The organism is Methylocaldum gracile (genome assembly GCF_053646815.1).
Genome location: NZ_CM132196.1, coordinates 3,670,498 through 3,695,661, shown reverse-complemented (window position 1 = coordinate 3,695,661; position 25,164 = coordinate 3,670,498). Strand labels below are relative to the sequence as shown.

Below are 25,164 nucleotides of genomic sequence, written 5' to 3'. Positions count from 1 at the left end.
TCAGCGGTTCAGGAAGGGAACGTAGTGCGGGATATCGCCGCGTAGATAGCGGGCCAACAGCCTCGCCTGCAATTGCGCCAAGAGACCGATGGATACCTCGGCATCCAGCACCGGATGCTTCAAGGTTTCCTGCTTGCGGGTTTGATACGCGGCGATCACGGTCTTCCGGCCGCTGTCGTTGAGCAGCACCGCACCGCCTTCCCGTTCGTCGAAATCCTTGGGTTGAATCTGGCCGCGATTGATCAGGGTCAGCGCGAGCCGATCGCACAGGGGCGCGCGGAATTCCTCCAACAAATCGAGCGCCAGTGCCGGACGCCCCGGCCGAACCGCGTGAAGGAATCCCAGTTGCGGATCGAGCCCGACCGTTTCCAGCGCCGATCGGCAGTCGGCCAGCTTCAAGGCGTAGAGAAACGAGATCAGAGCATTGAAGCGGTCTCGCGGCGGGCGGCGGTTTCGGGTCGAGAAAGGAAAAGCTTCGCGGGCCGACGGCTTCATCAGATAGGGCAGGGCATCGAAGTAAATGCGCGCGGAATCGCCTTCGAGCCCCCGCAACGTGTCGAGATTGTCCGCTTGGGGGATCTTGCGGATCTGATTGGCGATGAGACGCGCCGCCTGAACCAGTGCGTCCCGCTCCGGCGGGCTGTCGGTTTCCCGTGCACCCCGCATGAGCACCTGGCGGCTGTTGCGCAGCTTGCCGGCGACGGTGGCGCGGGCGATTGCCAGCGTTTGCGACTCGTCGTCGGCCGCCCGATACTGGGCCTGGCGCAGCAGCACGTTGCCGTTGACCGGGCCTTCGAGCCGTGCCTTGAAGCGTCCCGACCGGTCCAGCCAAACGATGGAGCGGCCATCCTCCGCGCAGCGCCCCAGCAGTGCCGGGCTCAGCATTACATGATCGAACAGCACGAAGGCTCCCAAATGATGCAGCGGTACCTGTAGCCGTTTTTCCTCTTCGATCATCACACACACGGTTTCGCCTTCGAGGCGCAAGTATGCATCCGGCGTGGTGATGTAAAGGGTGTTGAGAAGAACGGTCATACGGCGTCCTCTTCAGGCTGGAACAGACCGGCTGCCAATTTCGATACATGGGCAACCGCCCGCAGAAGCTCCGGTTCGCATATCGTCTTGAGAGAGCATTCCCCGCAACGCCGTGAGTCCTCGATAGGAGGTGGGCTGACGCCTGCGGCAAGCATCGAGCGAATTGCTGAGGCCGTCTCTTTCACCAGCGAGCGAAGGGAATCGTCGATAATCACTTCGCGCCGTCGTCGCGATTTTTGGTGAAAGATCGCTCCCTTGGGCGCGAGTTTGCCGGTTATTTCTTCCACGCACATGGCTTGAGCTGCGAGCTGCAGGTCATCGTTTAGCCAGCGCCGTTTGGGACCGTGCTTGTATTCCACGGGATAAATCGTTCCGTCATCTCGAAACTCCAGTACGTCGCATTTCCCGGTCAGCCCCAAGCGATCCGACCAAACGGGTACCGCATACTCGACCCGGACATCGGCTTTGTGTTCATAGCCGGCGTTATCGACCCGTTCGTGTTCCCGCGATCCGCTCACGGTATGCACGTTGTCCGTGAACTCGCCCTCACCGTGAATGAGGAAGCAGCGCCGCGCGCAATAGGCGTATTGGTTGAGAGCGGAGAGGGGGATGAGATCAGGTGGTTTTGTGTCGGTCATTGCTTGACCAACGCCCCGCGTTCAGCGTCCCACATCCAGAGTTCTACACCGGCGGGGATCCTATCTGCGCGGACATTGATTTCGTAATCGTTGAAGCGACGGGGCGATGCCGTCTCAAGTTGTTTCTTCAGCCAAATCTCGATTACTTTGCCTTCCTCCGGGGTCCTGCCAATATCCAGCAGCTTGTGAGCGGGAGCGCAACCGAGCATCGCTTGGCGTTTGCGCTGTTCCAGATTCGAATCGGTGCCGACATGCTTGAACACGTAAAGGCCGCGACACGACATAAAACCCTTGCTGGCGGAACGGTCATGGTCGTACATATTGGCGAGCGCCTCCCAAAACAAGGCCAAATCGTCGTCGCCGAAGCCTGTATCTTGGGCTAGATTGGCGCTGATGAAACCCTTGGCAGCATAGAGACCATAGGGAATCAGGTTTTTGCGGCCCATGGTGCGGAGTTTGTCTTCGGGCTGTTCTTCCTCCCACTGCTGAAATTCCGCCGACGTTTTTGCGCCTTTGACGTCCTCGGCAACGGCCATGCGCGTAATGGAAATATCCAGCGGCAGGACCGGGTCGAGCGATCGGGCGAAAGTGAATTGGACCGGGCCGCGTACCTGACCAGCGTTAGCGCCGGTGCTCATTACGGCGCCGAATGTGCGTACGTCGAAAAAGCTTTGGCACATCCATTTCCTAGCTTCGCCGACCTTTTTCTTGGACGCTCCTTTTTCCGGGATACCCCCGGTTTCTTCATGCGCCTTAAGTATCGGCCGGTTCATATTGGTGGCATGCTCCACCAGAATGGCGTTGGGCATCTGGTTATTTCGCGCTATCTGTACATAGTTCCGCACCCGCCGTTTCAAAGCGACATCCGAAACCAGTCCTCGCATATCTTCGGGATCGATCCTGGGCGCATTGCCCGCATCCGGGTCGCCGTTGGGGTTGCCGTTTTCGCAGTCGAACAGAAACAGGAATTCGTAACGGTTTACGATAGCCATAGTCCGTGATCCTTGTCGTTGTTGTTAGTCTTGTGATTCGGGTGAAGTGCTTTGATCAGTCTCTATGCCTGAATTTCTATTGCCATTGCCTTTGCCGGCATTCAATGCGGCGAGCTGCTGGTAATAACCGAGGGCGAACAGGCTTTGATTTTCCAAGGTCAAGGTGCCTGGAATTTGGTCGCGAATCCGGCTCATTACGTCGGCGATCTGGTTTTCGTACCACCACGCCAAGCCTCCCTCCAGCTTGCTTAAATGATTTTTGGCGTTCGCGGCCAATCGTCCCAATACCAGTCCCGGCGTTTGGCTGGCGGCCGTGTAGTAGCGTTGCACGACACCGGCGCCGACATCGCCCAGAGCGGCTCGTTGCAGTCTAGCGAAGACGGCCAGCAAACGGCCGCAGTGATAGGCGGAGTTTGGATGTTCCGGATTCAAATATGCGCTCATGGCTCGATCTCCTTGTCGGATGTGAAAGGCTTTCAAGAGACCCATGCGGGGATGGGATGCGAGGTTGTGGTTGATGACGTCGATGCGGGCGCGCAGAACCGCTTGCGCCAAAGCGAAGGTTGGAATCGGCGCGCCGGTTATCGCCGCTCGCCAAAGCTGTTGGAGCCAGGGCGAAGGTAAATCCTTGAGATCGCGGACCAAGCTTCCGGCTACAGCGAGAAACTTGGGCGATTTGGCCACACTTTTGCCATCGCGGGTAACGATGGCCAAGTCATCGAACCAATTACCAACACGCTCAGTAAGCTCCTCGAAACAGCCCTGCATTACGTCCCGCACCATGACTCTGCCGGCTTGGCCGGATAGCATCAGGGCGACATAACGATTGTTGGCAAGGTCGGGGCGCTTGCCCTCGCGGATGGCTTCTAGCAGATCGCGGGCCAGGGCTTCGGCGCCTGCGGCGGTCAGTTCCGGTGCTTCGGTTATCCAGCTGAGCGGATTCTCTTCATCAGGTAGTTCGGGAGTCTCGGTGTACCAATAGACGGCAAGAGTGTTGGCGAGTTTGACGCTCTTTTTGGCGATGAGCTGTTTGAGGGTTTCCGTGTAGGCCGTTGCGATTTCCTCGGACATGGCGGCGTTGGCCGATTGATCCAGTCCGTAGGATTGAAATGCGGCTTTGTCGAAACCCACCAGGACGTCACCGGCAGGGAGACCCCCTACGCTTGCCAAGCCGCTGATTTTGGGATGAGTAGGGGCTGGCTCGATCAGTTCCCCGGTAACGAGACAGCGCATCGGCGATGCTTTTCTACCTTTTGCGGTTCGTAGGCCCGAGCGGAATGTCCGCCACCAGTTCCGCCATTCGTCTCGTTCTAAGGGAGTGATGGAGTCGATACGCAGCGTTGCGGTTTCGGTGAACTTGGCTTTAGCTCCGCGCAGTTCTTCCCGAATTGCTGCCAGCGCCTCGGGATTTTCTAGAAGGCTCGCCGCAACAGTCAAATACGGCGCATGCTCCGCGGCCTGCTTAAGTAGATGAATGAAATACGCGTGCTTTGCTTCGAACTTGGCTTTCTCTTTTTCGTCGGCTTTCGGATCAAGATACAGAGCGACAGTAGGGAGTCCTTCGATCAGGAAATGACTGCGTACCTCACCGCCGCCGACCAATTCGGGTTGGGTCAGATTCGGGCAGGAAGAAAATGTACGGCCTCTGCCTTCGCCTAAAGAGACCAGCCCGGTAAATTGCCCTTCGCTCGTGCAGGTAATCAGCCATTTGACGGTCTTTTCGGAAAAGCCTGGCTCGGAGTTACCGGCTTGCTTAAGAACCGAATCAAGCATGTCCGGCTTCCTCGTTCTTACGGACTTCGGAACTGTTATAGGGCGGAATTTCGATCACTCCGCGTGACATTCGAGCGTGGAATACGCTGATGGAGGGTTTTCCGAAAGAATCGTTGGCAAGATTCAAGTCGAATACGTCATACAGCATCCAACCCAAATCCAAATCGAGGCCGATTGCTGGTTTCCGCGGAGAGGTCTCGTCGACGGGTTCGAAATAAGCCGGGAATTCGCGGCAGCCGAAATAGGGCTGGTAAAAGCATTTGCCGGTTCGTGCACGGCGGGCGAATTGTTCGTCGAGTTCGCGAATGTCGTGGGTTTCGTGTCGTAACCGAATATGGGCGTGAATCTGGTAGCGCACGTCTTGAAGCGCCATGGTTTGCCTTTGTGTGCGCCCTTTCTGATCGGTGCCGAGGGAGTCCCGATCGCCGTCCGCCCACAATGGTTCGGGTTCCTCTCTTCGTTCCATCCATGCCCACAGCGTGCGTTCGCTGGGAGCTTTGTCTTTTACTTCATTGCGGCGCAGAGCGACGTATTTCGGAAATGCCAAAACTTCTACCCGCTCTATTTGCCAGTAGAACCCGTAACTCCGTTTGAAATAAATCGCGTCGAAGATGCCGCGGGCGGCGGACGGCGTAATGACGGGGTAACTGAAGCGCTCGACCTTCATTTCCGGCCTGGTGAAGCAAGCGAAATCGCCCCACACTTCCAAGCAGTGCGTTTGTCCACGCATGAGTAATCCCCCCTTTGTCATAATTCGAACGAGCAATGCACTCGATCAATTGTAGTAGTGAGTCTTATTCGGCGGCTGATGACTGATTTAATCGCATGGTTCATGCAATCCACAAATTCAAGCTTTCCGGCGGCATGAAACCCAATTGCGGATGATAGTGCTCGGATTTCGCGGCGATATACCATTCTTCTTGTCGCCCCCGTCGCCCTTTTTTCAGAGTCTGAACTTCCAACAGACTGTCCCATACCGGGCTACCAGATTCGGGGCGAAACAGGCTGACAGCGAGCGGTCGTGCCTTTCTGATGAACTCTCCGGTTAATCCGGTTTCTTCCGCCATCCGGAGGAGTTCTTCGAACAAGGCCATTTCTCCCTGGTAGGGCACTATTACGTTAATGGCATCCTGTTCGATCAGGCGGTAAGTGCGAGCAACATCCGGAAAGGAGCCTTCCCGGACATATTGGAGGAGTTCCTCCGTTTTTTTCGAAGCCTCCGGTTTTCCGATGTCGTAAAGCTCCCGATAGTAGGCCGTGATGAAATCGGGGTTATCCAATGTCATGCCTTCCGGCCCGAACCGCTGTAACAGCATCTTGGTGATTTGCGCAGCTTGGCGGTAACCGCCCGGTGGATAGTTTTCGTCTTCGGGCATGAATATCCGCAGCTCTCCCAAATCGACGAGTCTTCCCTCTCGGTTGCAACGGCCTTCAGCTTGGATGATAGCTTCGAGCGGGCCATAAGCGCGAAAAACCGATGGGAAGTCCAGGTCCACACCGGCTTCCACGCATTGGGTGGCGATCAGGCGTACTGGTTTATCCGTGGCAAGCCGTTCACGGATATCCGCCAACAACACTTGCCGGTGCGCAGGGCAAAGATTTGTGGAAAGGTGAAAGGTATTCGGATCGTCGAACTCTTCCCAAAGCTTACGCGCGTGACGCTTGAGATTGACGATGCACAGGATTTGCTGTTTTTCACGGATTTGCTCGGCCAATTCCGGCCAAACTACGGGCTGGCTTGGATCAGCCCATATTCTTTTAACTCGCTGCATCGGTGTAAATAGGCGCTCCGGTGCCGGAACGACTTTTTGAGGCTGCCAGTCCGCTGGCGCATGCGTTCGAACATGGGCGTGCAAATGCTCGAACGCCGGCTGCGTTGCCGTCGCGAACACGACGCTGCTCTTATGGGCGTGAGCCAAGTGAGTAAGCGTCGCCAGCGTCGGTACTGCCAGCGGCGCGGGCAGCGTTTGGACCTCGTCAAACAGAATCACGGACCGGGGCAGGCGGTGAAGCTTGCGGCAGGCGGACGGCCGGTTCGAAAACAATGATTCCAACATCTGCACGCTGGTCGTAACGATGATCGGCGCATCCCAGTTCTCCGAGAGTTGTCGCCGTCGGCGTTCGTCGGAGTCACCAAATTCCCCCTCCGCATCGGACTCGCACTCTTCCTTCCCCAAACCGGCCAGCGAGTGATGTTCCAAGACATAGTCGGTACCGAAGTGCGGTTCGAACAGACTTCGGTAAATGGCAGCCGTCTGTTCGATGATCGAGAGATACGGGATGACGACGACCACCCGTCGTAATTCGTATTTCGCAGCATGCGCCAGGGCGAAGGCGAGCATGGCGAGGGTTTTTCCGCTGCCGGTCGGTGCCGTCAGTGTGAATAGCCCCGGCGGATGTTCCGCGGCGCTCAGGCAGTCGTCGCGCAGCCATTGTCGGACTTTTGCCACTCCGGGATCGGCCTTCGAACTGCGGCCGAGTTTGTCGATATGGGCCAGCAGAATTTCCAGCGCATCGCTAGCTTGCAACTTCGGCCCGTCCGGCCGGTGGCGCTTGCCGTCCGGTCCGCCTTGGAAATGTGCTTCGGTGTCGAGGAAATCGGCATCGACCAGGGCGGAGAACAGCAGGCGAATGTCGAGCATAAGATCGAAGCCCGATCTGATTTCCGTTCCACAGACAGTTTTCTCGGGCTTTGCCGGAGTCAGACCGTCGGCGAGGAGGCGTGATTTGAGGGTTGCCAGATCCGTTTCACTCAAACTGAGTTGTTGGGGATGGCTTTGAACGAGCTTGGTCGGGTTTAGTTTCGCCAACTCGGACCCGCGCAAGTATTGCAGGCCAATGTGATGACCTTGAATCGCCAGCGCCGCAGCGACGGCTTGATAGTCCTTTTGTAGCGCCAGCCAAGCACCTATCGACCAGTGATCCAGTCCATGGTCCTTTCCTTCAAGCCGTGCCTGAAACCGATCGCCATATTTCCCGAGGTCGTGCAAGAGCCCGGCAAGGCCGGCTTCGTCCGCGAAGCTGGAAGCTTCCGCGAATTTTCCTGCGAGTTTCGAAACGTCCCGCAAATGCTCTGCTAGTGGATGCTTGGATCCGGCCTTGTTATCGCTGTGTGCATAGTAGATCACCGCACCTCCATACATTTACATGGACTCCAATAAGGGATTTGGGCCTTTTACATCGTCTTCGGGCAATGTGATTTCCTTCAGCCCGCCAAACCGAAAACTTTGAGATAACCTTCCCGCGCATACTCGGCGATCTTCTCGTCGGCGGTCATCAGATGCAGCCCCTTGACTCGCGCAATAGCGATAAGAAAACGATCAGCGGGATCGCCGTGGATCGATCCGGGAAGCTGGGTGCTTTCCACCGCGCTTTCGGCATCCAGAGGCAGTGATCGAAGCCCCGGTAGAGCCGTTGCGTGCTCGACCCAAACATTGAACGCCGCCGAGAGCGTAAGTCTGCGTTTGTTCTGCAACATGCCGATTTCCCAAATGGAAATCGTGGAAACGAATAGTCTCGACTGTCGGCGCATGGCTTCGATATGTGCGACCGCATCCGCCGGCAAGCGCTCGGAATTGCCTTCCGCGTACCAAAGCCACGCGTGGGTATCCAGCAACAGTCCGTTCATTTATTTGCCCGGCATCCATCGTTGGGTTGTCCACCCGGCGCGAGATCACGGTAGAGATCATCCTCGTCGCCCGTTAACGCGCTCCAGGGTTCGTCGATAGGGGAAACGACATCGCCCAGAACGGTGACCGTGCCTTTCATGTAACCGAATTGGGTTTCCGACGGTTCTTCGATCGGTACCAGTTTGGCAATCGGTTTGCCTCGCTTGGTGATGACGACGGGCTCATGGGTTTTGCTGACCTCGTCCATCAGTTTCAAACATTTGGCTTTGAATTCCGCTGCGGTGATTTCCATGATTGATACCTCGATACTATATGACCAGTTAATATGGTCATTGTATCGAATTCTCGGCTTGGTATTTATCGTGCCGTTCCGTGCTTGTTTCTTAGTTCAAGCTGCTGAGTTTGATACCGCGTCGGATGTACGTCGGAATATCGTAGTTGACGCGCGCCGAAGCATCCGGCGTTTGGCGGGATAACGGGCTCGGCTGTAAAGGACAGGCGGGATGGCTGGTGGCGGAGCTTGCAGAAGCCCGAGCGTTCCGGATTTTGCGGATGGAAGAGAAGACGTTGAACATGATCGTATCTCCGATGGGTGTAACGACGGAGATACTCTACGACAGGTAGTCGCTCAGGGCGTGAGCCACTAACTCTATCGGTAAAAATTTTTATTCGTAGCGGGCCGCCATTGCCCGAACCGTTTCTTGCAGTTTGCTCCTGAGCGATTCGGGAGCGAGGATTTCGACGTCCGCGCCATGCTTGAGGATGTCCATGATCAGTTCGCGGTCGTCGGCGTAGGGGATTTCGAGGGTGTAACTGCCGTCCGGCTCGAACCGGGTCTTTTGCTTGGGATGCCAGATTTCATGGCTGACCCAGCGCGCGCGTTCGGGCGTAAAACGCAATTCCGCCCAGTGGATTTCGGCGCCGGAGAAGATGCCGTAACCGGATGCCAGTTCTCGATCCAGCTCTTCGTCCGGGATGTCTACGGCGGGTTCGTTGAGCGCCGATGCGGAGCGGAGCGCATCCACGGCGAAGCTTCGGATCGCTTCACGGAGATGGCACCAGGCGTCCAAATACCAGTTTTCGCGGTAGTGGATCAGGCGCTGCGGCGACACCGTGCGTTCGGATGTTTCATCGGTGCTGCGGTTGTAATGGACAATTCGCAGCCGGCGGCGTCTGAGCAGAGCCGTCGCAACCACTTCGAAATGCTGTAGATCCACCGTTCGCCGTGCGACATGGAACACCCGGACCCGTTTTTCGACTTCCTGCCACTCGTGATCGCCGGCGCCGAGCAGGGCATTGAGGCGAGCGAGCAGCGGCTGGATATGCGGTTCGAGCAGTCCGGGCTGAAGGTCTGCGAGCAGTTGGCGCATGGTGAGAAGAGCGTGAATTTCCGAGGCGTTGAACCAAAGGCCGGGCAGCTCGTAGGCCGCATCGCCGCCATGGGGCCCGAAGCGGTAGCCGCGGGTTTTTCGGTCCCAAACGATCGGCGCGTTGAATCGACTACGCATATATTCGATATCACGCTTGAAAGTGGCTGCCGATATACCCAATTCTTCAAGAAACGCCTTTTGAGAGACGTTTTCCCGGTCGCGGATCAGTTGATCGATTTTGTAGAAGCGTTCGGTGCGGTCCATGTTCTTTTCTCGAAGCTGGTTGCGCACGAATCTTAACCCAGGAAAAACGCGGATTCGCGCAGCTCTTCCACATGTGGTGGGGGAGCGTTGATCTTGACATGAAATATTCGACGGCTATGATTAGCACTCGTTTTAGTCGAGTGCTAACAAAGCTAGGGTCTGGTCGACCGCTCGTCAGTCAATACATCATCAGTAGGAACAGGAGAGTATGATGAAAATTCGTCCTTTGAATGACCGTGTTATCGTGAGGCGCCTCGAAGAGGAGCGGACTTCGCCGGGCGGAATCGTGATTCCGGATACGGCTGCGGAAAAACCGATGCGCGGTGAAGTTCTTGCGGTGGGTAACGGCAAGACTCTGGATAACGGGCAAGTGCGCGCGCTGCAAGTCAAAGCGGGCGACAAGGTGCTGTTCGGCAAATATTCCGGCACCGAGGTGAAACTCGATGGCGAGGATATCCTTGTCATGCGCGAAGACGACATCATGGCTGTGCTCGAAGACTGAGCACGCCCGGAATTCAACATCAACCAACGAAGGTAAATCGTAATGGCAGCGAAAGACGTAAGATTCGGTGATGACGCGCGGATCCGCATGGTTCGCGGGGTCAATATTCTGGCACAGGCGGTGAAAGTGACCTTGGGTCCGAAAGGCCGCAATGTGGTGCTCGAAAAGAGTTTCGGCGCGCCGACCGTCACCAAGGACGGCGTATCCGTGGCGAAAGATATCGAGCTCTCCGACAAGTTCGAAAACATGGGCGCTCAGATGGTGAAGGAAGTCGCGTCTCAGACTTCCGATGTCGCGGGCGACGGCACCACCACCGCCACCGTTCTGGCGCAATCGATTCTGGTCGAGGGCCTGAAGGCCGTGGCCGCCGGCATGAATCCTATGGATCTGAAACGCGGTATCGACAAGGCGGTCACCGCCGCCGTCGACGCTATCCACGAAATGTCCGTTCCCTGCACCGACAGCAACGCGATCGCTCAAGTCGGCACCATTTCCGCCAACTCAGACGAGAGCATCGGCAAGATCATTGCCGAAGCGATGGACAAGGTGGGCAAGGAAGGCGTGATCACGGTCGAGGAAGGTTCGGGCCTTGAAAACAGCCTGGATGTCGTCGAAGGTATGCAGTTCGACCGCGGCTATTTGTCGCCGTACTTCATCAACAATCAGCAAAGCATGAGCGCCGAGCTGGAAAACCCGCTGATCCTCATCTGCGAGAAAAAGATTTCCAATATCCGCGACATGCTGCCGGTACTCGAAGGCGTCGCTAAAGCCGGTCGTCCGCTGCTGATCATCGCGGAAGATGTCGAAGGCGAAGCGCTGGCGACCTTGGTCGTCAACAACATGCGCGGCATCATCAAGGTTTGCGCCGTTAAAGCGCCCGGTTTCGGCGATCGCCGTAAAGCCATGTTGGAAGACATCGCTATCCTGACGGGCGGCACCGTAATTTCCGAAGAAGTGGGTCTGAGCCTGGAGAAAGCGAGTCTGAACGATTTGGGCAATGCCAAGAAGGTTCAGATCAGCAAGGAAGAAACCACCATCATCGATGGCGCCGGCGCTAAGGAAAGAATCCAGGGCCGTATCACCCAGATCCGTAAGCAGATCGAAGAGACCACGTCGGACTACGATAGAGAAAAGCTGCAAGAGCGCTTGGCGAAGTTGGCCGGCGGTGTGGCAGTGATCAAGGTCGGCGCGGCCACCGAAGTCGAGATGAAGGAGAAGAAAGCCCGCGTGGAAGACGCGTTGCACGCGACCCGCGCTGCGGTTGAAGAAGGCATCGTGCCGGGCGGCGGCGTGGCTCTGGTCCGCGCTCTGCAAAAGATCAAGGATCTGAAAGGCGTAAACCACGATCAGGATGTCGGCATCAGCATCGCCCGCCGCGCGATGGAAGAGCCGCTGCGCCAGATCGTGGCCAATGCCGGCGACGAGTCGTCCGTGGTTCTGAACAAGGTAGCCGAGGGTTCCGGAAATTTCGGCTACAACGCAGCAACCGGCGAATTCGGCGATATGGTCGCCATGGGCATTCTGGACCCGGCGAAAGTGACCCGTACCGCGCTGCAGAACGCCGGTTCCGTGGCGGGTCTCATGATCACCACTGAGGCAATGGTTGCCGAAGAGCCGAAGGAAGAGACTCCGATGCCGGCAGGCATGGGTGGAATGGGCGGCATGGGCGACATGATGTAATCGCCGACCGATCATTTAAGTGTAAAAAAGCCCCATCTTCGGATGGGGCTTTTTTTTGAAGCATTTTCAGCTTTGGGCCCGTGTCCTTGGCATCGCTGTCCAAAGCTACATGGATAAACCCGCGGAAATGCTTATTCCGGCTTACAGCGCTGCACGACTTGTAAGTCGAAAATCCTTTTTCTACGCAATGGGTTTGTCGCTATGGATTGCCGACCTAAGGACCGGTGCGCCAAGTAAATCGGGGATTCTTATCAATCGCAAATGATCGTTGCGGAAGGCCGAGAAAGCCTGATCCTGGATGAACAGGTCGCTACTTTCCCGACCATATCATGACTCACATGAGACGCCGCACGGCAGCATGTGAGTGGTGCTTGGCTTAAGTGCTGGGTAAATAATTGACGGACAGCCGATTTGTAATGGTATAGCCGTGCAACAAGTCGGCAAACTCATGAAGTGATTGGATGCCAGTCTCCTTCGCTCGTTGGCACCACTCTCTGAGCGACTGCACACGTGCTTCGTAGCCGACTGAAGAGTTCGCCCAAAGCTGTTTCAATTCCTCCTTGAATTGGTAAACGGTGTGAAGTGTTTGGCTCAAGTTCAGTGCTCGATCAAGGATGTGGGTGGCGGCCTCATCGAATTGGATATCCTCTCGAACCAAGAGCGGCTTTGCATCGCGGAGCAGGCGTCGGGATGCCGGGAGGGCAGTCTTTAATTCTTGACGCAGGACCGGAAGCACCACGCTACGGCCGTATAAAGCCAGCACATGGACCCGGTTACGCATTACGGCCTGTATTGTCGCCAAATCGATCAATTTCTTGTCGTGAAGAATGCGAATTTTTGGAGCAACCCGGCGAACCGTTGCTAACTTCAATAGTTCCATCAGGCGAATGTAGGCCCACCCGATGTCCAATTCCCACCAACGGGAGGATAGCCGCGCCGAAGAGGGATAGGCATGGTGGTTATTGTGAAGTTCCTCGCCGCCGATCAGTAAGCCTATCGGGAAGAGATTGGTGGACGCATCGCGGGTTTCAAAATTGCGATAACCGGAGAAATGCCCCAGGCCGTTGATTACGCCCGCTGCCCAAAAGGGAATCCAGAGCATTTGTACGGCCCAAATGGTAATGCCGAAGAAGCCGAACAGCGCAACGTCGGCGAGAAACATAAGCGCGACGCCAAGACCGGGGTGCGGCGAGTAAAGTTTTCGCTCCAGCCAGTCATCAGGCGTGCCGTAGCCGTATTGATCCAAGGTTTCCGGATTGGCTGCTTCGGTCCGGTAGAGTTCCGCGCCTTCCCATAAGACCTTGCTTATGCCAAACACGCGAGGGCTATGGGGGTCTTCCGGGGTTTCACATTTGGCGTGGTGTTTGCGATGAATCGCGACCCAGGCCTTGGTGCCCATGCCAGTTGTCAGCCACAGCCAGAGCCGAAAAAAATGGCTGACCGCCGGATGAAGGTCCAAAGCGCGATGCGCCTGGTGGCGATGTAGGAAAATCGTGACGCTGGCAATGGTGATGTGGGTCAGACCGAGCGTAACGGCAATAAGTCCCCACCAGGGGAGGTCGAGTAAACCGTTAATCATTTTTTCACTATAAAAATAAAAAATAAGAGATGGGCATTAACTAACAATCCTTAAGGGGCTGCAAATCTTTCCATAGAGTTGCCTCAAAGAGCACGAATTGGAAAAAGCATCCGCCTTGGCGAATGCACGCGACGCCATTTTGGATAGCATCGAATGGATTTTCAATCCGCACGTTTTCTAACTGGTTTATCGGGTGGGATTGAGTGTTGCAGGGACCGGCAAGACGCGAGGCTATGATCATCGATCAAAAGCCAAATCCAACGCCTAAGCCAATACCGATCCGAGGTCCGGTGTCATATTCGGATAACAGTTTGATCTCCAAAGGACGTAACAACGGAAATGCACGAGTCGCTTCGCCGGTTTCCGTCGTGCGTTCGCCGATGACGCGACCGGCTGCAACAATTCGCCGGCCTTGTTCGTAGATGAGTGTGTCTAAATAGCCGGGATACAATATTAAGAATCGGCCCAATGCGGGCTCACTGAGTTCCGGCTCGCCTCGTCTATCGGTGGGATAGGTCAGTACTTCGACTAACGTGCCTTCCTGTAGATTTTCGGCGCTAAGGATAGTTCCGCCGATGAGAATGGCTTGGCCGATAAACGCTTTTGGGTTATTCAGGACAGTTTCGGGCGAAAGTTTCGGATCGACCTGGTCCATGGTCGCTCGCGACAGTACCGAGCCGCAACCGCTGAGTTGTAGCGTGATCGCAAGTAAGGCGGCCAGGCCGAGAAAGCGGGGCCAGGATATTGGGTAGCCGGATCGGATGTCCTTTTTCGAGATCCGAGATTCTCTCACAGTAGCGTTGCAGCCTTTTGAGTTGAATGAGTCTTACCAATAAGGGTACCAATAAGGGTAATAGCCGGGCCAGCCTCGCCACCAAGGATCGTACCAGTATGGCGTCGGATAATAGGTGTAAGTCGGCCGGTTGGCCCAAAGATGAATTTCCTTGCAACCGATTACCGGGTAGGTGTAGTTGATTTGATCGAGAGGCTTGGTTTCCTTGCCTTGGACCTCTCCGGCGACCGTCACTTCGCGTCCCTTCGCATAGACCGCCGAATCCAGGAAGCGGTTGCAGTGAATCAGGAATCGTCCGGCGGAAGTGTCGACGTCTTCCGGGCGATCCGAACTTTCTAGCGGTTTTTGCAAGACTTCGATTTCGGTGAACTGTGGGCGGTTGCTGGTTTGGACGATCACGCCGCCCAGCATGACCGTCCTGCCTTTGTAGGCGTCGGGGCGGGCGCTGATTTCCGAGAACGATGGCTGCGTTTTCGTCGCCGTCCGAATGGGTTTCGAAAACGGGCTGGTTGCGCACCCCGCTATGCTTAAGAGCGTTATCCATAACAATACTAATCGGAACAACTTCGATCTACCCAAACAAACTTCCGAAATCGAGGTTTCGATCGGTGACATGGCCATGTTTATCACCCTTGCGGAACTGCTTTCCTCTTAATTGGACAGAACTGCTCCTGCCGAATTCACATCTAGTGGCCATCATAACCAATTCCCGTCGTTGCCACCCGTGAAATTTTGCCGCTTAAATGCGATGAGAACGAAAGGCTTTAATTAAACAAAAAATAGCTCTATAATTGCGTTTCTTGATTTTAGGCGCGTAGCTCAGTTGGTTAGAGCACCACCTTGACATGGTGGGGGTCGTTGGTTCAAGTCCAATCGCGCCTACCAATTCCGAAAAGCATCGCTGGGCGATGCTTTTTTTGTTGAAGAGGTTTCGACTGATGCCCGTGATACGTCTGCCGGATGGTTCCGCTCGCACATTCGATCACCCCGTAACGCTTATGGAGGTGGCGCAGTCCATTGGTCCGGGATTGGCTAAGGCGGCATTGGCTGGTCGAATCGACGGGAAACTGGTCGATTTGTCGACTCTTGTCGAACATGACGCCGCAGTCGAAATCGTCACGGGTAAGGACGCGGACGGGCTGGAGATTATTCGCCATTCAACTGCCCATCTGCTGGCTCAGGCCGTTAAGGCGTTGTATCCGAGCGCGCAAGTGACGATCGGTCCGGTGGTGGAAAACGGGTTTTACTACGATTTTGCCTTCGAACGTCCCTTTACGCCGGAAGACCTCGAGGCAATCGAAAAGAAAATGACGGAATTGGCGGCAAAGGCGATTCCCGTCAGGCGGGAGGTGATGCGTCGGGAAGAAGCCGTCAAATTTTTCCGTGACCAGGGCGAGCACTATAAGGCCGAAATTATCGAAGCCATACCTCAGGGCGAGCAAATCTCCCTCTACTCGCAAGGGGATTTTACCGATCTTTGTCGCGGTCCCCATGTGCCGGATACCGGAAAGCTTAGAGCCTTCAAGCTCATGAAGGTGGCGGGTGCCTATTGGCGGGGGGATTCCCGCAATGCCATGCTGCAGCGTGTCTATGGCACCGCCTGGGCCGACAAGAAGGATTTGGACGCCTATCTGCATCGGCTGGAAGAGGCGGATAAGCGCGATCATCGCAAGATCGGCAAGCTGCAGGACCTGTTCCATACTCAGGAGGAAGCTCCCGGAATGGTGTTCTGGCATCCCAATGGATGGGCGCTGTATCAGCAGGTCGAGCAGTACATGCGCCGGGTGTTCCGTGAGAATGGCTATCAAGAAATCCGCTGTCCTCAGATTCTGGACGTAAGCCTTTGGAAAGCTTCGGGCCACTGGGACAACTTTCACGAGAATATGTTTTTTACCGCGTCCGAGAATAGAGAGTATGCGGTAAAGCCCATGAACTGCCCCGGTCACATCCAGGTTTTCAAACAGCATCTGCATAGCTATCGCGAACTGCCGATCCGGTTCGGGGAATTCGGTTCCTGTCATCGCAACGAGCCCTCCGGCACCTTGCACGGGATCATGCGTGTGCGCGGTTTCAATCAGGACGATGGCCATGTTTTTTGTGCCGAGGATCAAATTCAGGCGGAAGTTGTCGCATTCATAGGTGTCTTGCGTAAGGTGTACGCGGATTTCGGCTTTACCGATATCCAGTACAAACTGTCCACGCGCCCGCCCAAGCGGCTCGGCAGCGATGAAATTTGGGATAAGGCCGAAGCTGCGCTGATGGCTGCTTTGGCCGCGCAAGACATCGAATACCAATTGCAGCCCGGTGAGGGAGCTTTCTATGGCCCCAAGATCGAGTTCACGTTGAAGGATGCGATCGGTCGGGTATGGCAGTGCGGGACGATTCAGGTGGATTTCATGATGCCGGGGCGTCTCGGTGCCGAATACGTGGGCGAAGACAATGCCCGCCATACGCCGGTCATGCTGCATAGGGCGATCATAGGATCGATGGAACGCTTCATCGGCATTCTCATCGAGCATTACGCAGGGTATTTTCCGCTTTGGCTGGCGCCGGTTCAGGCGGTGGTGCTCAACATTACCGGAAATCAAGCCGAATATGCCGCCGAATTGGCTGCGGAGCTTGTAAAACAAGGCTTTCGGGTAAAGTCCGACTTGAGAAATGAGAAGATCGGCTTTAAAATCCGCGAGCATACCGTGCAGCGTGTGCCTTATTTATTAATCGTCGGCGATAAAGAACTGGATTCCCGTACCGTTTCTGTTCGTACACAGAAAGGCCAGGATCTAGGCGGTTTCAGCTTGCCGGATTTGATCGGCAAGTTTACCGACGAGGTGGCGAGTCGCGCTGCGTTTCAATAATTGCGTTCGGAGGAATAGGATATCACTGCTGAAAGAAAAGAGCCGCGCCTGAATGAAGAGATCACGGCGCCCACTGTCAGGTTGATCGGACCCGACGGTAATCAAGTAGGAGTCGTGTCGACCAGAGAAGCCAGGCAAATTGCTTATGATGCGAATCTGGATCTGGTCGAGATTTCGCCGGCAGCCGATCCTCCCGTTTGCCGGGTAATGGATTACGGTAAATTCCGTTTTGAGCAGAATAAGAAGCTGCAAGCGGCCAAGAAAAAGCAAAAGCAGATTCAGGTTAAGGAAATCAAATTCCGGCCGGGTACGGACGAGGGCGATTACCAGGTCAAGCTGCGCAATCTCATTCGCTTTCTATCGGACGGCGATAAGGCAAAGGTCACTGTTCGGTTTCGCGGTCGAGAATTGAGTCATCGCGAATTGGGCATTGACCTTCTGAAGCGGATCGAGACGGACCTCGTGGAGCACGCCGTCGTAGAGCAGTTTCCGAAAATGGAAGGTAAGCAGTTAAGCATGACGCTTGCGCCGAAGAGAAAAAAATAATCTTGAGTTGTTGGAGATTTATATGCCTAAGATGAAGACCAATCGCGGCGCAGCGAAACGCTTCAAGCGTACTGCGTCCGGCGGTTTCAAATGCAATCATTCGCATCGTCGTCACATTCTGACGAAGAAGAGCACCAAGAGAAAGCGCCAACTGCGCAATCCCGCTGCCTTGCACCCTTCGGATGTGCGGAGCGCGACTCGCTTGTTGCCTTATAGCTGATTTTTTCTTGCCCATCGAGAGAGAAGCCCATGCCTAGAGTAAAACGAGGCGTCACTGCGAGAGCCCGGCACAAAAAGGTTCTCAAGCAGGCGAAAGGTTATTACGGCGCCCGTAGCCGAGTTTATCGCGTTGCCAAGCAGGCGGTTATCAAAGCCGGCCAATACGCTTATCGGGATCGCAGACAGAGAAAACGCCAATTCCGTGCGCTTTGGATCGTGAGAATCAATGCCGCCGCGCGCGAATTCGGACTGTCTTATAGCCGTTTTATGGATGGCCTGAAAAAGGCGTCCGTCGAAATCGACCGTAAAGTTCTGGCAGATTTGGCTGTTCGCGACAAAGATGCGTTCGCTGAATTGGCCAAGATCGCCCAGGGTTAGCCCGCGTCTGATCTTCACGGGAAAGACTCGCCCGGAGTTTTTCCCGTTCTTCATTTCAAAACCGTTGTCCAAGCGAGCAAGGCTGTGAGTACACCCCTTGAAGAGCTTCTCGTGCAGGCCAGAAAGCAAGTGGCCGAGGCCGATACGCTCGGAAAACTCGATCAAGTGCGAGTACATTATCTCGGCAAGAAAGGTGTATTTACCGAGCGCATGAAAGAACTCGGTACGCTTCCGGCGGAACAGCGACGGGAGGCCGGAGGCCGGGTTAATCGGGCCAAAGACCAGTTTATAGCCGATTTGGAGGCCCGAAAGAGTATTCTGGAGGCGAGCGAGCTGGAAGAACGTCTCAAGCGGGAAACCATCGACGTTACCCTGCCGGGGCGCGGGCAGCGTACGGGAGGGCTCCATCCGGTCACTCTGACGTTGCGGCGCATTAGCCAACTCTTCAAGAACGTTGGATTCGACATCGTCGAAGGCCCCGAAGTCGAGGACGATTACCATAACTTCGAAGCGTTGAACATACCCGCCCATCATCCCGCGCGGGCGATGCACGACACTTTTTATTTCGACGAGCACACCCTCCTGCGTACCCATACCTCACCGGTGCAGGTGCGGATCATGGAGACCCAGAGCCCGCCGCTTAGGGTCATCGCGCCGGGCCGCGTCTATCGCTGCGATTCCGATTTGACCCACACCCCGATGTTTCATCAAGTGGAAGGATTCGTCGTCGATCGGGACGTCAGCTTTGCCGACCTCAAGGGTATTCTCTACGAGTTCCTGACCTTGTTCTTCGAAAAGGACATGCAGGTACGTTTCCGCCCGTCTTATTTCCCGTTTACCGAACCGTCCGCCGAAGTCGATATCGAGTGCGTCATGTGCGGAGGCGAAGGTTGCCGCGTTTGCAAGCAGACCGGTTGGCTGGAGGTAATGGGTTGCGGGATGATCCATCCGCGGGTTTTCGAATTCGTCAAGATCGATCCGGAACGCTATACCGGTTTCGCCTTCGGTTTGGGCGTGGAACGGCTCGCGATGCTGCGCTACGGCATCAACGACCTCAGGCTGTTTTTCGAGAACGACCTTAGATTTCTTTCACAATTCGCGGCATTTTAAGAACAACATACGGTCCTTCCCATGCGCTTCAGCGAGGCCTGGCTACGAGAATACGTCAATCCATCGATAGACACGCAAAGACTGGTTCATCAGTTGACGATGGCGGGTCTTGAGGTCGATAGCGCCGAACCCGCCGCTGCGTCGTTCAGCGGCGTTATCGTGGCCGAAGTTCTCGAAGTCTCGCCGCATCCACACGCCGACCGGCTGCGAGTCTGTCTGGTGTCCGGCGGTTCCGGTGAACCTCTTCAAATCGTATGCGGAGCGCCCAACGTCCGGGTCGGGATGCGTGTGCCGCTCGCCATCGAAGGGGCACGTCTGCCGGGGGATGTTTCCATTCGGAAGTCAGAGCTTCGCGGCATCGCCTCGTTTGGCATGCTGTGTTCGGCCAAGGAGTTGGGAATAGACGATCCCCAAGCAGGGCTGATGGAATTGCCCTCGGATGCTCCAGTGGGGATCGATGTTCGGGATTATCTGAAACTGGACGATTGCATCATCGAGGTCGATCTGACACCGAACCGCGCGGATTGTCTAAGCGTAGAAGGCATTGCGCGCGAAGTGGCCTTGCTCAACGCTCTGGATTGGGCGGTACCGGACGTTCCTGCCGTTCCTACAACGATTCGAGAAGAGCACCCGGTGAGCGTTTCCGCACCCGAAGCGTGCCCGCGCTATTTGGGGCGGCTGATCAAAGGCGTATCGCGTACCGTTCAGACACCGCTATGGATGCGCGAACGTTTGCGGCGCGCCGGTATCCGATCCCTAGATGCGGTAGTGGACGTTACCAATTATGTGCTCTTGGAAATGGGACAACCTTTGCACGCCTTCGACGCGGCCAAGCTGGAGGGCGGCATCCACGTTCGCTATGCGGCGCCGGGCGAGAAGCTGCGCCTCTTGAACGGCGAGGAAATCGCGCTGGACTCCGATGTTTTGGTGATCGCCGATCAACGAAAAGCCTTGGCATTGGCGGGCATCATGGGCGGCAGCGACTCCGCGGTGGGCGATGGCACTGCCGATATTTTCGTCGAATGCGCTTTTTTCACGCCGAGCGTTATCATGGGCAAGGCTAGGCGCTACGGGCTGAATACCGAATCGTCCCATCGCTTCGAGAGAGGCGTTGATCCCGAGTTGCAGACTCGTGCCATCGAGCGGGCCAGCGAACTTATATTATCCATTGCTGGCGGAGAAGCGGGACCCATCGTCGAAGCGGCCAGCCCCCCGCATTTGCCGCGACGCGCGCCGATTCCGCTGCGTTACGCGAGGATTACCCGTCTGCTCGGCATGAGCATCGAACGACCGAAGGTCGCCGAAATTCTCAAACGGCTGGGAATGACTCTCGCGGACCATCCGGAGGGATGGTCCGTGACGCCGCCCGGATTTCGTTTCGATATCGCCATAGAGGCCGATCTCATCGAGGAGCTCGGACGGGTCTACGGCTACGAATCGTTGCCGCGCCGCCATCCGGTCATGGCGACGGCGATGCGTCCGGTGTCCGAACGAATACTCGATCTGGACCGGGTTAAGAACCTCCTGGTCGATCGCGGTTACCAGGAGGCGATTACCTACAGTTTCGTGGACGAAGCTCGGCAGGCGCTGATCGAGCCGGAAATTCCCTATCTGGCCTTGAAGAATCCGATTTCCTCCGACTTGGCCGTCATGCGCACCGGCCTTTGGTGCGGTTTGCTGGACGCGGCTCTCAAGAACACGTTCCGCCAGCAGAACCGGGTGCGCCTATTCGAAGCAGGTCTGCGTTTCGCGAGGCGGAGCAGCGGCATCGAACAGCGGAAATCTATCGCTGGCCTGGCGATAGGGGCGGTACATGAAGAGCAGTGGGGAGAAGCGGCTCGCTCCGTGGATTTTTACGACGTGAAGGCCGATGTCGAGGGCATCGTCAAACTGACCGGCCGGGAGGCTGGTTTGGAATTTGTCGCCGCTGCTCATCCGGCGCTTCATCCTGGGCAATCGGCGGAAATCCGGCTCGAGGGCGAACGGCTTGGTTGGATCGGAATGCTGCATCCTCGCCTGGAAAAGCAACTAAGCCTCGAACAGAGCGTGTTTCTGTTCGAGCTCGATCAAGACGTGCTGCTCGGAAGGCATATTCCGGTATTCCACGGAATATCGAAGTTCCCGCAGGTGCGCCGGGATATCGCGGTCATCGTTGACGAATCCGTCACGATCGATCGTTTGATCGAGTGCGTGAAAGAAGCGGATAGCTCTATCTTGCGCCAGGTCGTGGTGTTCGACGTTTACCGGGGGCAGGGTGTCGAGACCGGTCGGAAGAGCGTCGCTCTCGGTTTGGTGTTGCAGGATGAGGCCGAAACCTTGACCGACGCCAGGGTCGATGAAACGGTAGGACGCGTTTTGGAACGTCTGAGCAGAGAATTCAATGCTAGGTTGAGAGATTGAAAAGATGGCACTGACCAAAGCAGATATGGTTGAGAGGCTTTTCGAGAACCACGGCATTAACAAGCGGGATGCCAAGGAGTTGGTCGACCAGTTTTTCGAAGAGATCAAGGCCGCGCTGGCGCAAGGAAATTCAGTGAAGTTGTCTGGGTTCGGCAATTTCGATCTTCGCGACAAAAATCAGCGGCCGGGCAGAAATCCGAAAACCGGTGAAGAGATTCCGATCACCGCGCGCCGTGTGGTGACGTTCAAGCCGGGACAGAAATTGAAGGTCAGCGTGGAAGCGTATTCGAGACAAAACGCCGAGAACGTTCGGCTAGAAAGCGAAGCGCCGAGCGCGAAAAAATCTCGAGGGTCGTGAGTTTTCTTGACCTGCTTCCTTCGCGGAAATCGTCCCTAATTCGTTTCGAACGAGAGAGCCGAGAATGATCCGAGTCGGCATTGTAGGCGGTACCGGCTATACCGGTGTGGAGTTGCTGCGGATTCTCGCGCTTCATCCTGACGTCGCCATAACCATCGTCACCTCGCGGGCCGATGCCGGAAAACGAGTCGACGAGCTGTATCCGAACCTGCGGGGTTTCGTCGATGCGATCTTCGTCGACCCCTCGGCGGATGCGCTAGCCGGATGCGACGTGGTGTTTTTCGCGACGCCCAACGGCACTGCGATGCGGACGGCCGAAGCCTTGTTGGCGCGGGGCGTCAAAGTTATCGATCTGTCCGCCGATTTCCGCCTCAAAAACCCGGATGTATGGGCTCATTGGTACGGAGAGCCGCACGTTTCTCCCCAGCTGTTGGAAGAAGCCGTTTACGGGCTGCCCGAAGTGAATCGGGCACTGATTCGGTCGGCGCGGCTGATCGCATGCCCCGGTTGTTATCCGACTTCGGTTCAACTGGCATTATTGCCATTGATTGAGGCGAGGGCGATTCGCTTGGACCGCATCATCGCCGACGTGAAATCGGGTGTTAGCGGCGCCGGGCGCAAAGCAGAAATTCCCATGCTTATGAGCGAAACGGGCGAGAGCCTCAAGGCTTATAGCGTCAAAGGCCATCGTCATTGGCCGGAAATCAAGCAGGGATTGGACCAAGCCGCAGGACAGGACGTGGGCCTCACCTTCGTGCCCCATTTGATCCCCATGATTCGGGGTATTCACGCCACGGTTTATGCCGAACTGAGCGCCGCGCACGGCGACTTGCAGGCGCTATTCGAGGAGCGCTATCGAGCCGAACCTTTCGTCGACGTTCTGCCGGCGGGTTCCCATCCCGACACTCGCAACGTGCGCGGCGTAAACCGATGCCAGATTGCCGTCCATAGGCCTATGGACGGCAATACGGTGGTAATTTTGTCGGTCATAGACAATTTGGTGAAAGGTGCAGCCGGCCAAGCGGTGCAAAACATGAACCTGATGTTTGGCCTGGAGGAAACGAAAGGGCTCAGAAATATCGGGCTTTATCCCTAAAGCGGTTTCAATGGTGACGGGCAGAGACTCAAGTAGACCGTTCGCGTAAACCGTAGCTCTGGTGGTAACGTACCCGTTGGTTCTAGTGCGTCCGTCGGCGGATTTTCCATAAGCCTCGTCGGTACGGGGCGATTTTCCATTACAATACCGGGTCTACCGGAATCTTCGGCCATGTCGACATCACCCCATCCGTCCGTAACCTTAACCACCATCCGCGATTACATCCGTTGGGCCGCCAGCCGTTTCGTGCAAGCGGAGTTGTTTTTCGGCCACGGTACCGCCAGCGCACTGGACGAAGCCGCCGCCTTGGTGCTTCATACCTTGCATATGCCTTACGATCTCCCGGGCGGCTATTTCGCGGCCACGTTGACCATGGACGAGCGCGAGCGTGTCCTCGCACTCATCCAGCGCCGCATCGTCGAGCGCAAGCCTCTGGCGTATCTCGTTCACGAGGCTTCTTTTGCCGGTTTGCCCTTCTATGTTGACGAACGGGTACTGGTGCCGCGTTCGCCCATCGCCGAACTGATCGAAAACCATTTCGCTCCCTGGATCGAGGCGGACCGGGTGCACGACGTGCTCGATCTTTGCACCGGCAGCGCGTGCATTGCCATCGCTTGCGCTTACGCCTTTCCGGAGGCACGGGTCGACGCCGTCGATATCTCGTCGGACGCGCTGGAAGTGGCGCGTATCAATATCAAGAAGCACCACCTGGAAGACCGGGTGAACGCCATCAAATCGGACGTTTACTCCGAGTTGGGCGACCGGCGTTACGATCTGATCGTCAGCAATCCTCCTTACGTAAACCTCGACGAGTGGCGCGGCTTGGCGCCGGAATATCACGCCGAGCCGAGGCTGGGCCTGGAAGCGGGCGAAGACGGCCTCGATTGCGTGCGCCGCATCCTCCGGGACGCCCATCGCCACCTTAAACCGGAGGGCGTTCTTGTCGTCGAAGTCGGCAGCAGCGCCGAAGCCCTGGAAACCGCCTACCCGGAAGTTCCCTTCTACTGGCTGGATTTCGAGCGGGGCGGCGAGGGTGTGTTCCTGCTGACTGCCGAACAGGTCGACCGGTGTAACAAGCTTTTTCAGAAGAGTTAGAAGAAGCTGACAAGTCCGCCAGCGCTGGGACAATATTGCAATCTCTCATGGAATCTCTGCTAGCAGCAATCCGAGGCACGACTATTCTTGTCGGGGGCGATGAGTACGCGAACCGTATGCTTCGTTCACTATGCGGTTCCTCGTAACCACAGCCCAGGATTTGTTGCACGTTGATTCAACGTGATCGACCCGTTACTAACGAACAAGATCAAGCAGAGGGAAACAATGAGAGTTCAGTTAAAAGTCGCCGGTATGTCTGTTCTGCTGTTATGGCTGGTGGCCTGTGGCTCTAGCGCGAAACTGCCGAAGCTTCCGACGGAGGCGAAGGTGCTCGCGTTCGGCGACAGCCTGACTTTCGGAACCGGCGCCGGTTCCGAGCAGAGTTATCCATCGGTATTGCAAGGCTTGATCGGGCGAGAGGTCATCAACGCCGGCGTGCCGGGCGAAACCAGTGCGGAAGGTCTGGAGCGCCTGCCGGCACTGCTGGACGAGCATCAGCCCACGCTGTTGATTCTATGCCACGGCGGTAACGATTTTCTGCGCAACTTGGGCGAGCAGCAGGCGGCCGACAACGTCCGGGCCATGGTCAAATTGGCCAGGGACCGCGGCATCAGCGTGGTTTTGATCGCCGTGCCCAAGTTCGGGCTGATGTTCTCGCCGCCCGAGTTTTATGCAAAGATCGCCGAAGAGTTCGCGATTCCCTTCGAAACCGGGACGCTGAGCAAAATCATCCGGGACAATTCGCTCAAATCCGATGGGGTACACCCGAATGGGCCGGGCTATCGGATGCTGGCCGAGGCAGTGGCGGATCGGCTCAAGGTGGCGGGGGCGATTTGAACCTTAATAGCTCCG

General features: G+C 56.3%; 25 protein-coding genes and 1 tRNA gene. 14 read left to right on the top strand and 12 right to left on the bottom strand.

Translation table 11 applies throughout. The features are described 5' to 3' along the window. The 8 genes from cas1c to ACWJJK_RS16320 form a co-directional block, all read right to left on the bottom strand. Positions 1-1,035, bottom strand: a complete 1,035-nt coding sequence (gene cas1c, locus ACWJJK_RS16355; RefSeq protein WP_077731136.1) for a type I-C CRISPR-associated endonuclease Cas1c — start codon at positions 1,033-1,035, stop codon at positions 1-3. Continuing rightward, entirely contained in the window at positions 1,032-1,673 is a 642-nt protein-coding gene (cas4, locus tag ACWJJK_RS16350) for a CRISPR-associated protein Cas4 (protein WP_077731137.1), read from the bottom strand. The genes cas1c and cas4 overlap by 4 nt, the downstream gene beginning before the upstream one ends. Next, the gene (cas7c, locus tag ACWJJK_RS16345) at positions 1,670-2,665 is read right to left on the bottom strand and encodes a type I-C CRISPR-associated protein Cas7/Csd2 (RefSeq protein ID WP_086135262.1); all 996 of its coding nucleotides are present in this window, start codon (positions 2,663-2,665) and stop codon (positions 1,670-1,672) included. The genes cas4 and cas7c overlap by 4 nt, the downstream gene beginning before the upstream one ends. A gap of 24 nt (positions 2,666-2,689) precedes the next feature. Continuing rightward, positions 2,690-4,438 (bottom strand): type I-C CRISPR-associated protein Cas8c/Csd1, encoded by a 1,749-nt coding sequence (gene cas8c / locus ACWJJK_RS16340; RefSeq protein WP_086135264.1) that lies wholly within the window; start codon positions 4,436-4,438, stop codon positions 2,690-2,692. Continuing rightward, positions 4,431-5,168, bottom strand: a complete 738-nt coding sequence (gene cas5c, locus ACWJJK_RS16335) for a type I-C CRISPR-associated protein Cas5c (RefSeq protein ID WP_086135266.1) — start codon at positions 5,166-5,168, stop codon at positions 4,431-4,433. Before cas5c ends, cas8c begins: the two co-directional genes overlap by 8 nt. Positions 5,169-5,268: 100 nt before the next feature. Then, positions 5,269-7,566: a CRISPR-associated endonuclease Cas3'' gene (locus ACWJJK_RS16330; RefSeq protein WP_168183891.1), complete on the bottom strand. Its 2,298-nt coding sequence runs from the start codon at positions 7,564-7,566 to the stop codon at positions 5,269-5,271. A gap of 77 nt (positions 7,567-7,643) precedes the next feature. Beyond that, positions 7,644-8,066 carry a type II toxin-antitoxin system VapC family toxin gene (locus tag ACWJJK_RS16325; protein ID WP_077731142.1) on the bottom strand — a complete coding sequence of 141 codons (423 nt, stop codon included), beginning with the start codon at positions 8,064-8,066 and terminating at the stop codon, positions 7,644-7,646. Next, a complete protein-coding gene (locus ACWJJK_RS16320) occupies positions 8,063-8,359 on the bottom strand; it encodes a type II toxin-antitoxin system Phd/YefM family antitoxin (protein ID WP_077731143.1) in 297 nt (98 codons plus the stop codon). The genes ACWJJK_RS16325 and ACWJJK_RS16320 overlap by 4 nt, the downstream gene beginning before the upstream one ends. A gap of 146 nt (positions 8,360-8,505) precedes the next feature. On the opposite strand from ACWJJK_RS16320, the gene ACWJJK_RS16315 reads away from it, so the two are divergent. Beyond that, the gene (locus ACWJJK_RS16315; protein WP_086135268.1) at positions 8,506-8,691 is read left to right on the top strand and encodes a hypothetical protein; all 186 of its coding nucleotides are present in this window, start codon (positions 8,506-8,508) and stop codon (positions 8,689-8,691) included. A gap of 41 nt (positions 8,692-8,732) precedes the next feature. Here the strand turns inward: ACWJJK_RS16315 and ACWJJK_RS16310 are convergent, their stop codons facing one another. Next, positions 8,733-9,701, bottom strand: a complete 969-nt coding sequence (locus tag ACWJJK_RS16310; protein WP_077731145.1) for a helix-turn-helix transcriptional regulator — start codon at positions 9,699-9,701, stop codon at positions 8,733-8,735. Between the two features lie 211 nt (positions 9,702-9,912). Here ACWJJK_RS16310 and groES point away from each other — a divergent pair, with 211 nt between their 5' ends. Both groES and groL read left to right on the top strand, forming a co-directional pair. Then, positions 9,913-10,203 carry a co-chaperone GroES gene (gene groES / locus ACWJJK_RS16305; RefSeq protein ID WP_077731211.1) on the top strand — a complete coding sequence of 97 codons (291 nt, stop codon included), beginning with the start codon at positions 9,913-9,915 and terminating at the stop codon, positions 10,201-10,203. 42 nt (positions 10,204-10,245) lie between these two features. Beyond that, entirely contained in the window at positions 10,246-11,883 is a 1,638-nt protein-coding gene (groL, locus tag ACWJJK_RS16300; protein WP_077731146.1) for a chaperonin GroEL, read from the top strand. Between the two features lie 376 nt (positions 11,884-12,259). On the opposite strand, the gene ACWJJK_RS16295 is transcribed toward groL, so the two are convergent. The 3 genes from ACWJJK_RS16295 to ACWJJK_RS16285 all read right to left on the bottom strand — a co-directional run bounded on the left by ACWJJK_RS16295 (position 12,260) and on the right by ACWJJK_RS16285 (position 14,834). After that, positions 12,260-13,462 (bottom strand): DesA family fatty acid desaturase, encoded by a 1,203-nt coding sequence (locus tag ACWJJK_RS16295; RefSeq protein WP_077731147.1) that lies wholly within the window; start codon positions 13,460-13,462, stop codon positions 12,260-12,262. 244 nt (positions 13,463-13,706) lie between these two features. Then, positions 13,707-14,255: a Slp family lipoprotein gene (locus ACWJJK_RS16290; RefSeq protein ID WP_276205404.1), complete on the bottom strand. Its 549-nt coding sequence runs from the start codon at positions 14,253-14,255 to the stop codon at positions 13,707-13,709. A 33-nt stretch (positions 14,256-14,288) separates the two neighbouring features. Continuing rightward, the gene (locus ACWJJK_RS16285) at positions 14,289-14,834 is read right to left on the bottom strand and encodes a Slp family lipoprotein (protein WP_166642486.1); all 546 of its coding nucleotides are present in this window, start codon (positions 14,832-14,834) and stop codon (positions 14,289-14,291) included. A 229-nt stretch (positions 14,835-15,063) separates the two neighbouring features. On the opposite strand from ACWJJK_RS16285, the gene ACWJJK_RS16280 reads away from it, so the two are divergent. The 11 genes from ACWJJK_RS16280 (at position 15,064) to ACWJJK_RS16230 (ending at position 25,149) form a co-directional block, all read left to right on the top strand. After that, positions 15,064-15,140: transfer RNA gene (locus ACWJJK_RS16280), tRNA-Val, on the top strand. Positions 15,141-15,193: 53 nt separating this feature from the next. Continuing rightward, a complete protein-coding gene (thrS, locus tag ACWJJK_RS16275) occupies positions 15,194-17,110 on the top strand; it encodes a threonine--tRNA ligase (protein ID WP_077731212.1) in 1,917 nt (638 codons plus the stop codon). A gap of 21 nt (positions 17,111-17,131) precedes the next feature. After that, positions 17,132-17,656, top strand: coding sequence for a translation initiation factor IF-3 (gene infC, locus ACWJJK_RS16270; RefSeq protein ID WP_077731150.1), 525 nt, complete (start codon positions 17,132-17,134; stop codon positions 17,654-17,656). A 22-nt stretch (positions 17,657-17,678) separates the two neighbouring features. Beyond that, positions 17,679-17,876: a 50S ribosomal protein L35 gene (rpmI, locus tag ACWJJK_RS16265; RefSeq protein ID WP_077731151.1), complete on the top strand. Its 198-nt coding sequence runs from the start codon at positions 17,679-17,681 to the stop codon at positions 17,874-17,876. A gap of 29 nt (positions 17,877-17,905) precedes the next feature. Further along, a complete protein-coding gene (rplT, locus tag ACWJJK_RS16260; protein WP_077731152.1) occupies positions 17,906-18,253 on the top strand; it encodes a 50S ribosomal protein L20 in 348 nt (115 codons plus the stop codon). Between the two features lie 84 nt (positions 18,254-18,337). After that, positions 18,338-19,363 (top strand): phenylalanine--tRNA ligase subunit alpha, encoded by a 1,026-nt coding sequence (gene pheS, locus ACWJJK_RS16255; RefSeq protein ID WP_454128291.1) that lies wholly within the window; start codon positions 18,338-18,340, stop codon positions 19,361-19,363. A gap of 21 nt (positions 19,364-19,384) precedes the next feature. Further along, positions 19,385-21,763: a phenylalanine--tRNA ligase subunit beta gene (pheT, locus tag ACWJJK_RS16250; RefSeq protein WP_156879552.1), complete on the top strand. Its 2,379-nt coding sequence runs from the start codon at positions 19,385-19,387 to the stop codon at positions 21,761-21,763. Between the two features lie 4 nt (positions 21,764-21,767). Beyond that, positions 21,768-22,121 (top strand): integration host factor subunit alpha, encoded by a 354-nt coding sequence (locus ACWJJK_RS16245; RefSeq protein ID WP_077731155.1) that lies wholly within the window; start codon positions 21,768-21,770, stop codon positions 22,119-22,121. A gap of 64 nt (positions 22,122-22,185) precedes the next feature. Beyond that, entirely contained in the window at positions 22,186-23,217 is a 1,032-nt protein-coding gene (argC, locus tag ACWJJK_RS16240) for an N-acetyl-gamma-glutamyl-phosphate reductase (protein WP_156879553.1), read from the top strand. A 171-nt stretch (positions 23,218-23,388) separates the two neighbouring features. Further along, positions 23,389-24,312, top strand: coding sequence for a 50S ribosomal protein L3 N(5)-glutamine methyltransferase (gene prmB, locus ACWJJK_RS16235; RefSeq protein ID WP_156879554.1), 924 nt, complete (start codon positions 23,389-23,391; stop codon positions 24,310-24,312). Positions 24,313-24,537: 225 nt separating this feature from the next. Further along, entirely contained in the window at positions 24,538-25,149 is a 612-nt protein-coding gene (locus ACWJJK_RS16230) for an arylesterase (protein WP_077731158.1), read from the top strand. Positions 25,150-25,164: the final 15 nt, after the last annotated feature.

Bases quoted from the DNA above. Each gene is read 5' to 3' on its own strand.
- pheT (WP_156879552.1), top strand. From the start codon at position 19,385: ATGCGCTTCAGCGAGGCCTGGCTACGAGAATACGTCAATCCATCGATA.
- ACWJJK_RS16320 (WP_077731143.1), bottom strand. From the start codon at position 8,359: ATGGAAATCACCGCAGCGGAATTCAAAGCCAAATGTTTGAAACTGATG.
- ACWJJK_RS16245 (WP_077731155.1), top strand. From the start codon at position 21,768: ATGGCACTGACCAAAGCAGATATGGTTGAGAGGCTTTTCGAGAACCAC.
- cas1c (WP_077731136.1), bottom strand. From the start codon at position 1,035: ATGACCGTTCTTCTCAACACCCTTTACATCACCACGCCGGATGCATAC.
- groL (WP_077731146.1), top strand. From the start codon at position 10,246: ATGGCAGCGAAAGACGTAAGATTCGGTGATGACGCGCGGATCCGCATG.
- cas8c (WP_086135264.1), bottom strand. From the start codon at position 4,438: ATGCTTGATTCGGTTCTTAAGCAAGCCGGTAACTCCGAGCCAGGCTTT.
- groES (WP_077731211.1), top strand. From the start codon at position 9,913: ATGAAAATTCGTCCTTTGAATGACCGTGTTATCGTGAGGCGCCTCGAA.
- cas4 (WP_077731137.1), bottom strand. From the start codon at position 1,673: ATGACCGACACAAAACCACCTGATCTCATCCCCCTCTCCGCTCTCAAC.
- argC (WP_156879553.1), top strand. From the start codon at position 22,186: ATGATCCGAGTCGGCATTGTAGGCGGTACCGGCTATACCGGTGTGGAG.
- ACWJJK_RS16230 (WP_077731158.1), top strand. From the start codon at position 24,538: ATGAGAGTTCAGTTAAAAGTCGCCGGTATGTCTGTTCTGCTGTTATGG.
- ACWJJK_RS16310 (WP_077731145.1), bottom strand. From the start codon at position 9,701: ATGGACCGCACCGAACGCTTCTACAAAATCGATCAACTGATCCGCGAC.
- ACWJJK_RS16295 (WP_077731147.1), bottom strand. From the start codon at position 13,462: ATGATTAACGGTTTACTCGACCTCCCCTGGTGGGGACTTATTGCCGTT.
- thrS (WP_077731212.1), top strand. From the start codon at position 15,194: ATGCCCGTGATACGTCTGCCGGATGGTTCCGCTCGCACATTCGATCAC.
- ACWJJK_RS16325 (WP_077731142.1), bottom strand. From the start codon at position 8,066: ATGAACGGACTGTTGCTGGATACCCACGCGTGGCTTTGGTACGCGGAA.
- cas5c (WP_086135266.1), bottom strand. From the start codon at position 5,168: ATGCGTGGACAAACGCACTGCTTGGAAGTGTGGGGCGATTTCGCTTGC.
- prmB (WP_156879554.1), top strand. From the start codon at position 23,389: ATGTCGACATCACCCCATCCGTCCGTAACCTTAACCACCATCCGCGAT.
- cas7c (WP_086135262.1), bottom strand. From the start codon at position 2,665: ATGGCTATCGTAAACCGTTACGAATTCCTGTTTCTGTTCGACTGCGAA.
- rplT (WP_077731152.1), top strand. From the start codon at position 17,906: ATGCCTAGAGTAAAACGAGGCGTCACTGCGAGAGCCCGGCACAAAAAG.
- rpmI (WP_077731151.1), top strand. From the start codon at position 17,679: ATGCCTAAGATGAAGACCAATCGCGGCGCAGCGAAACGCTTCAAGCGT.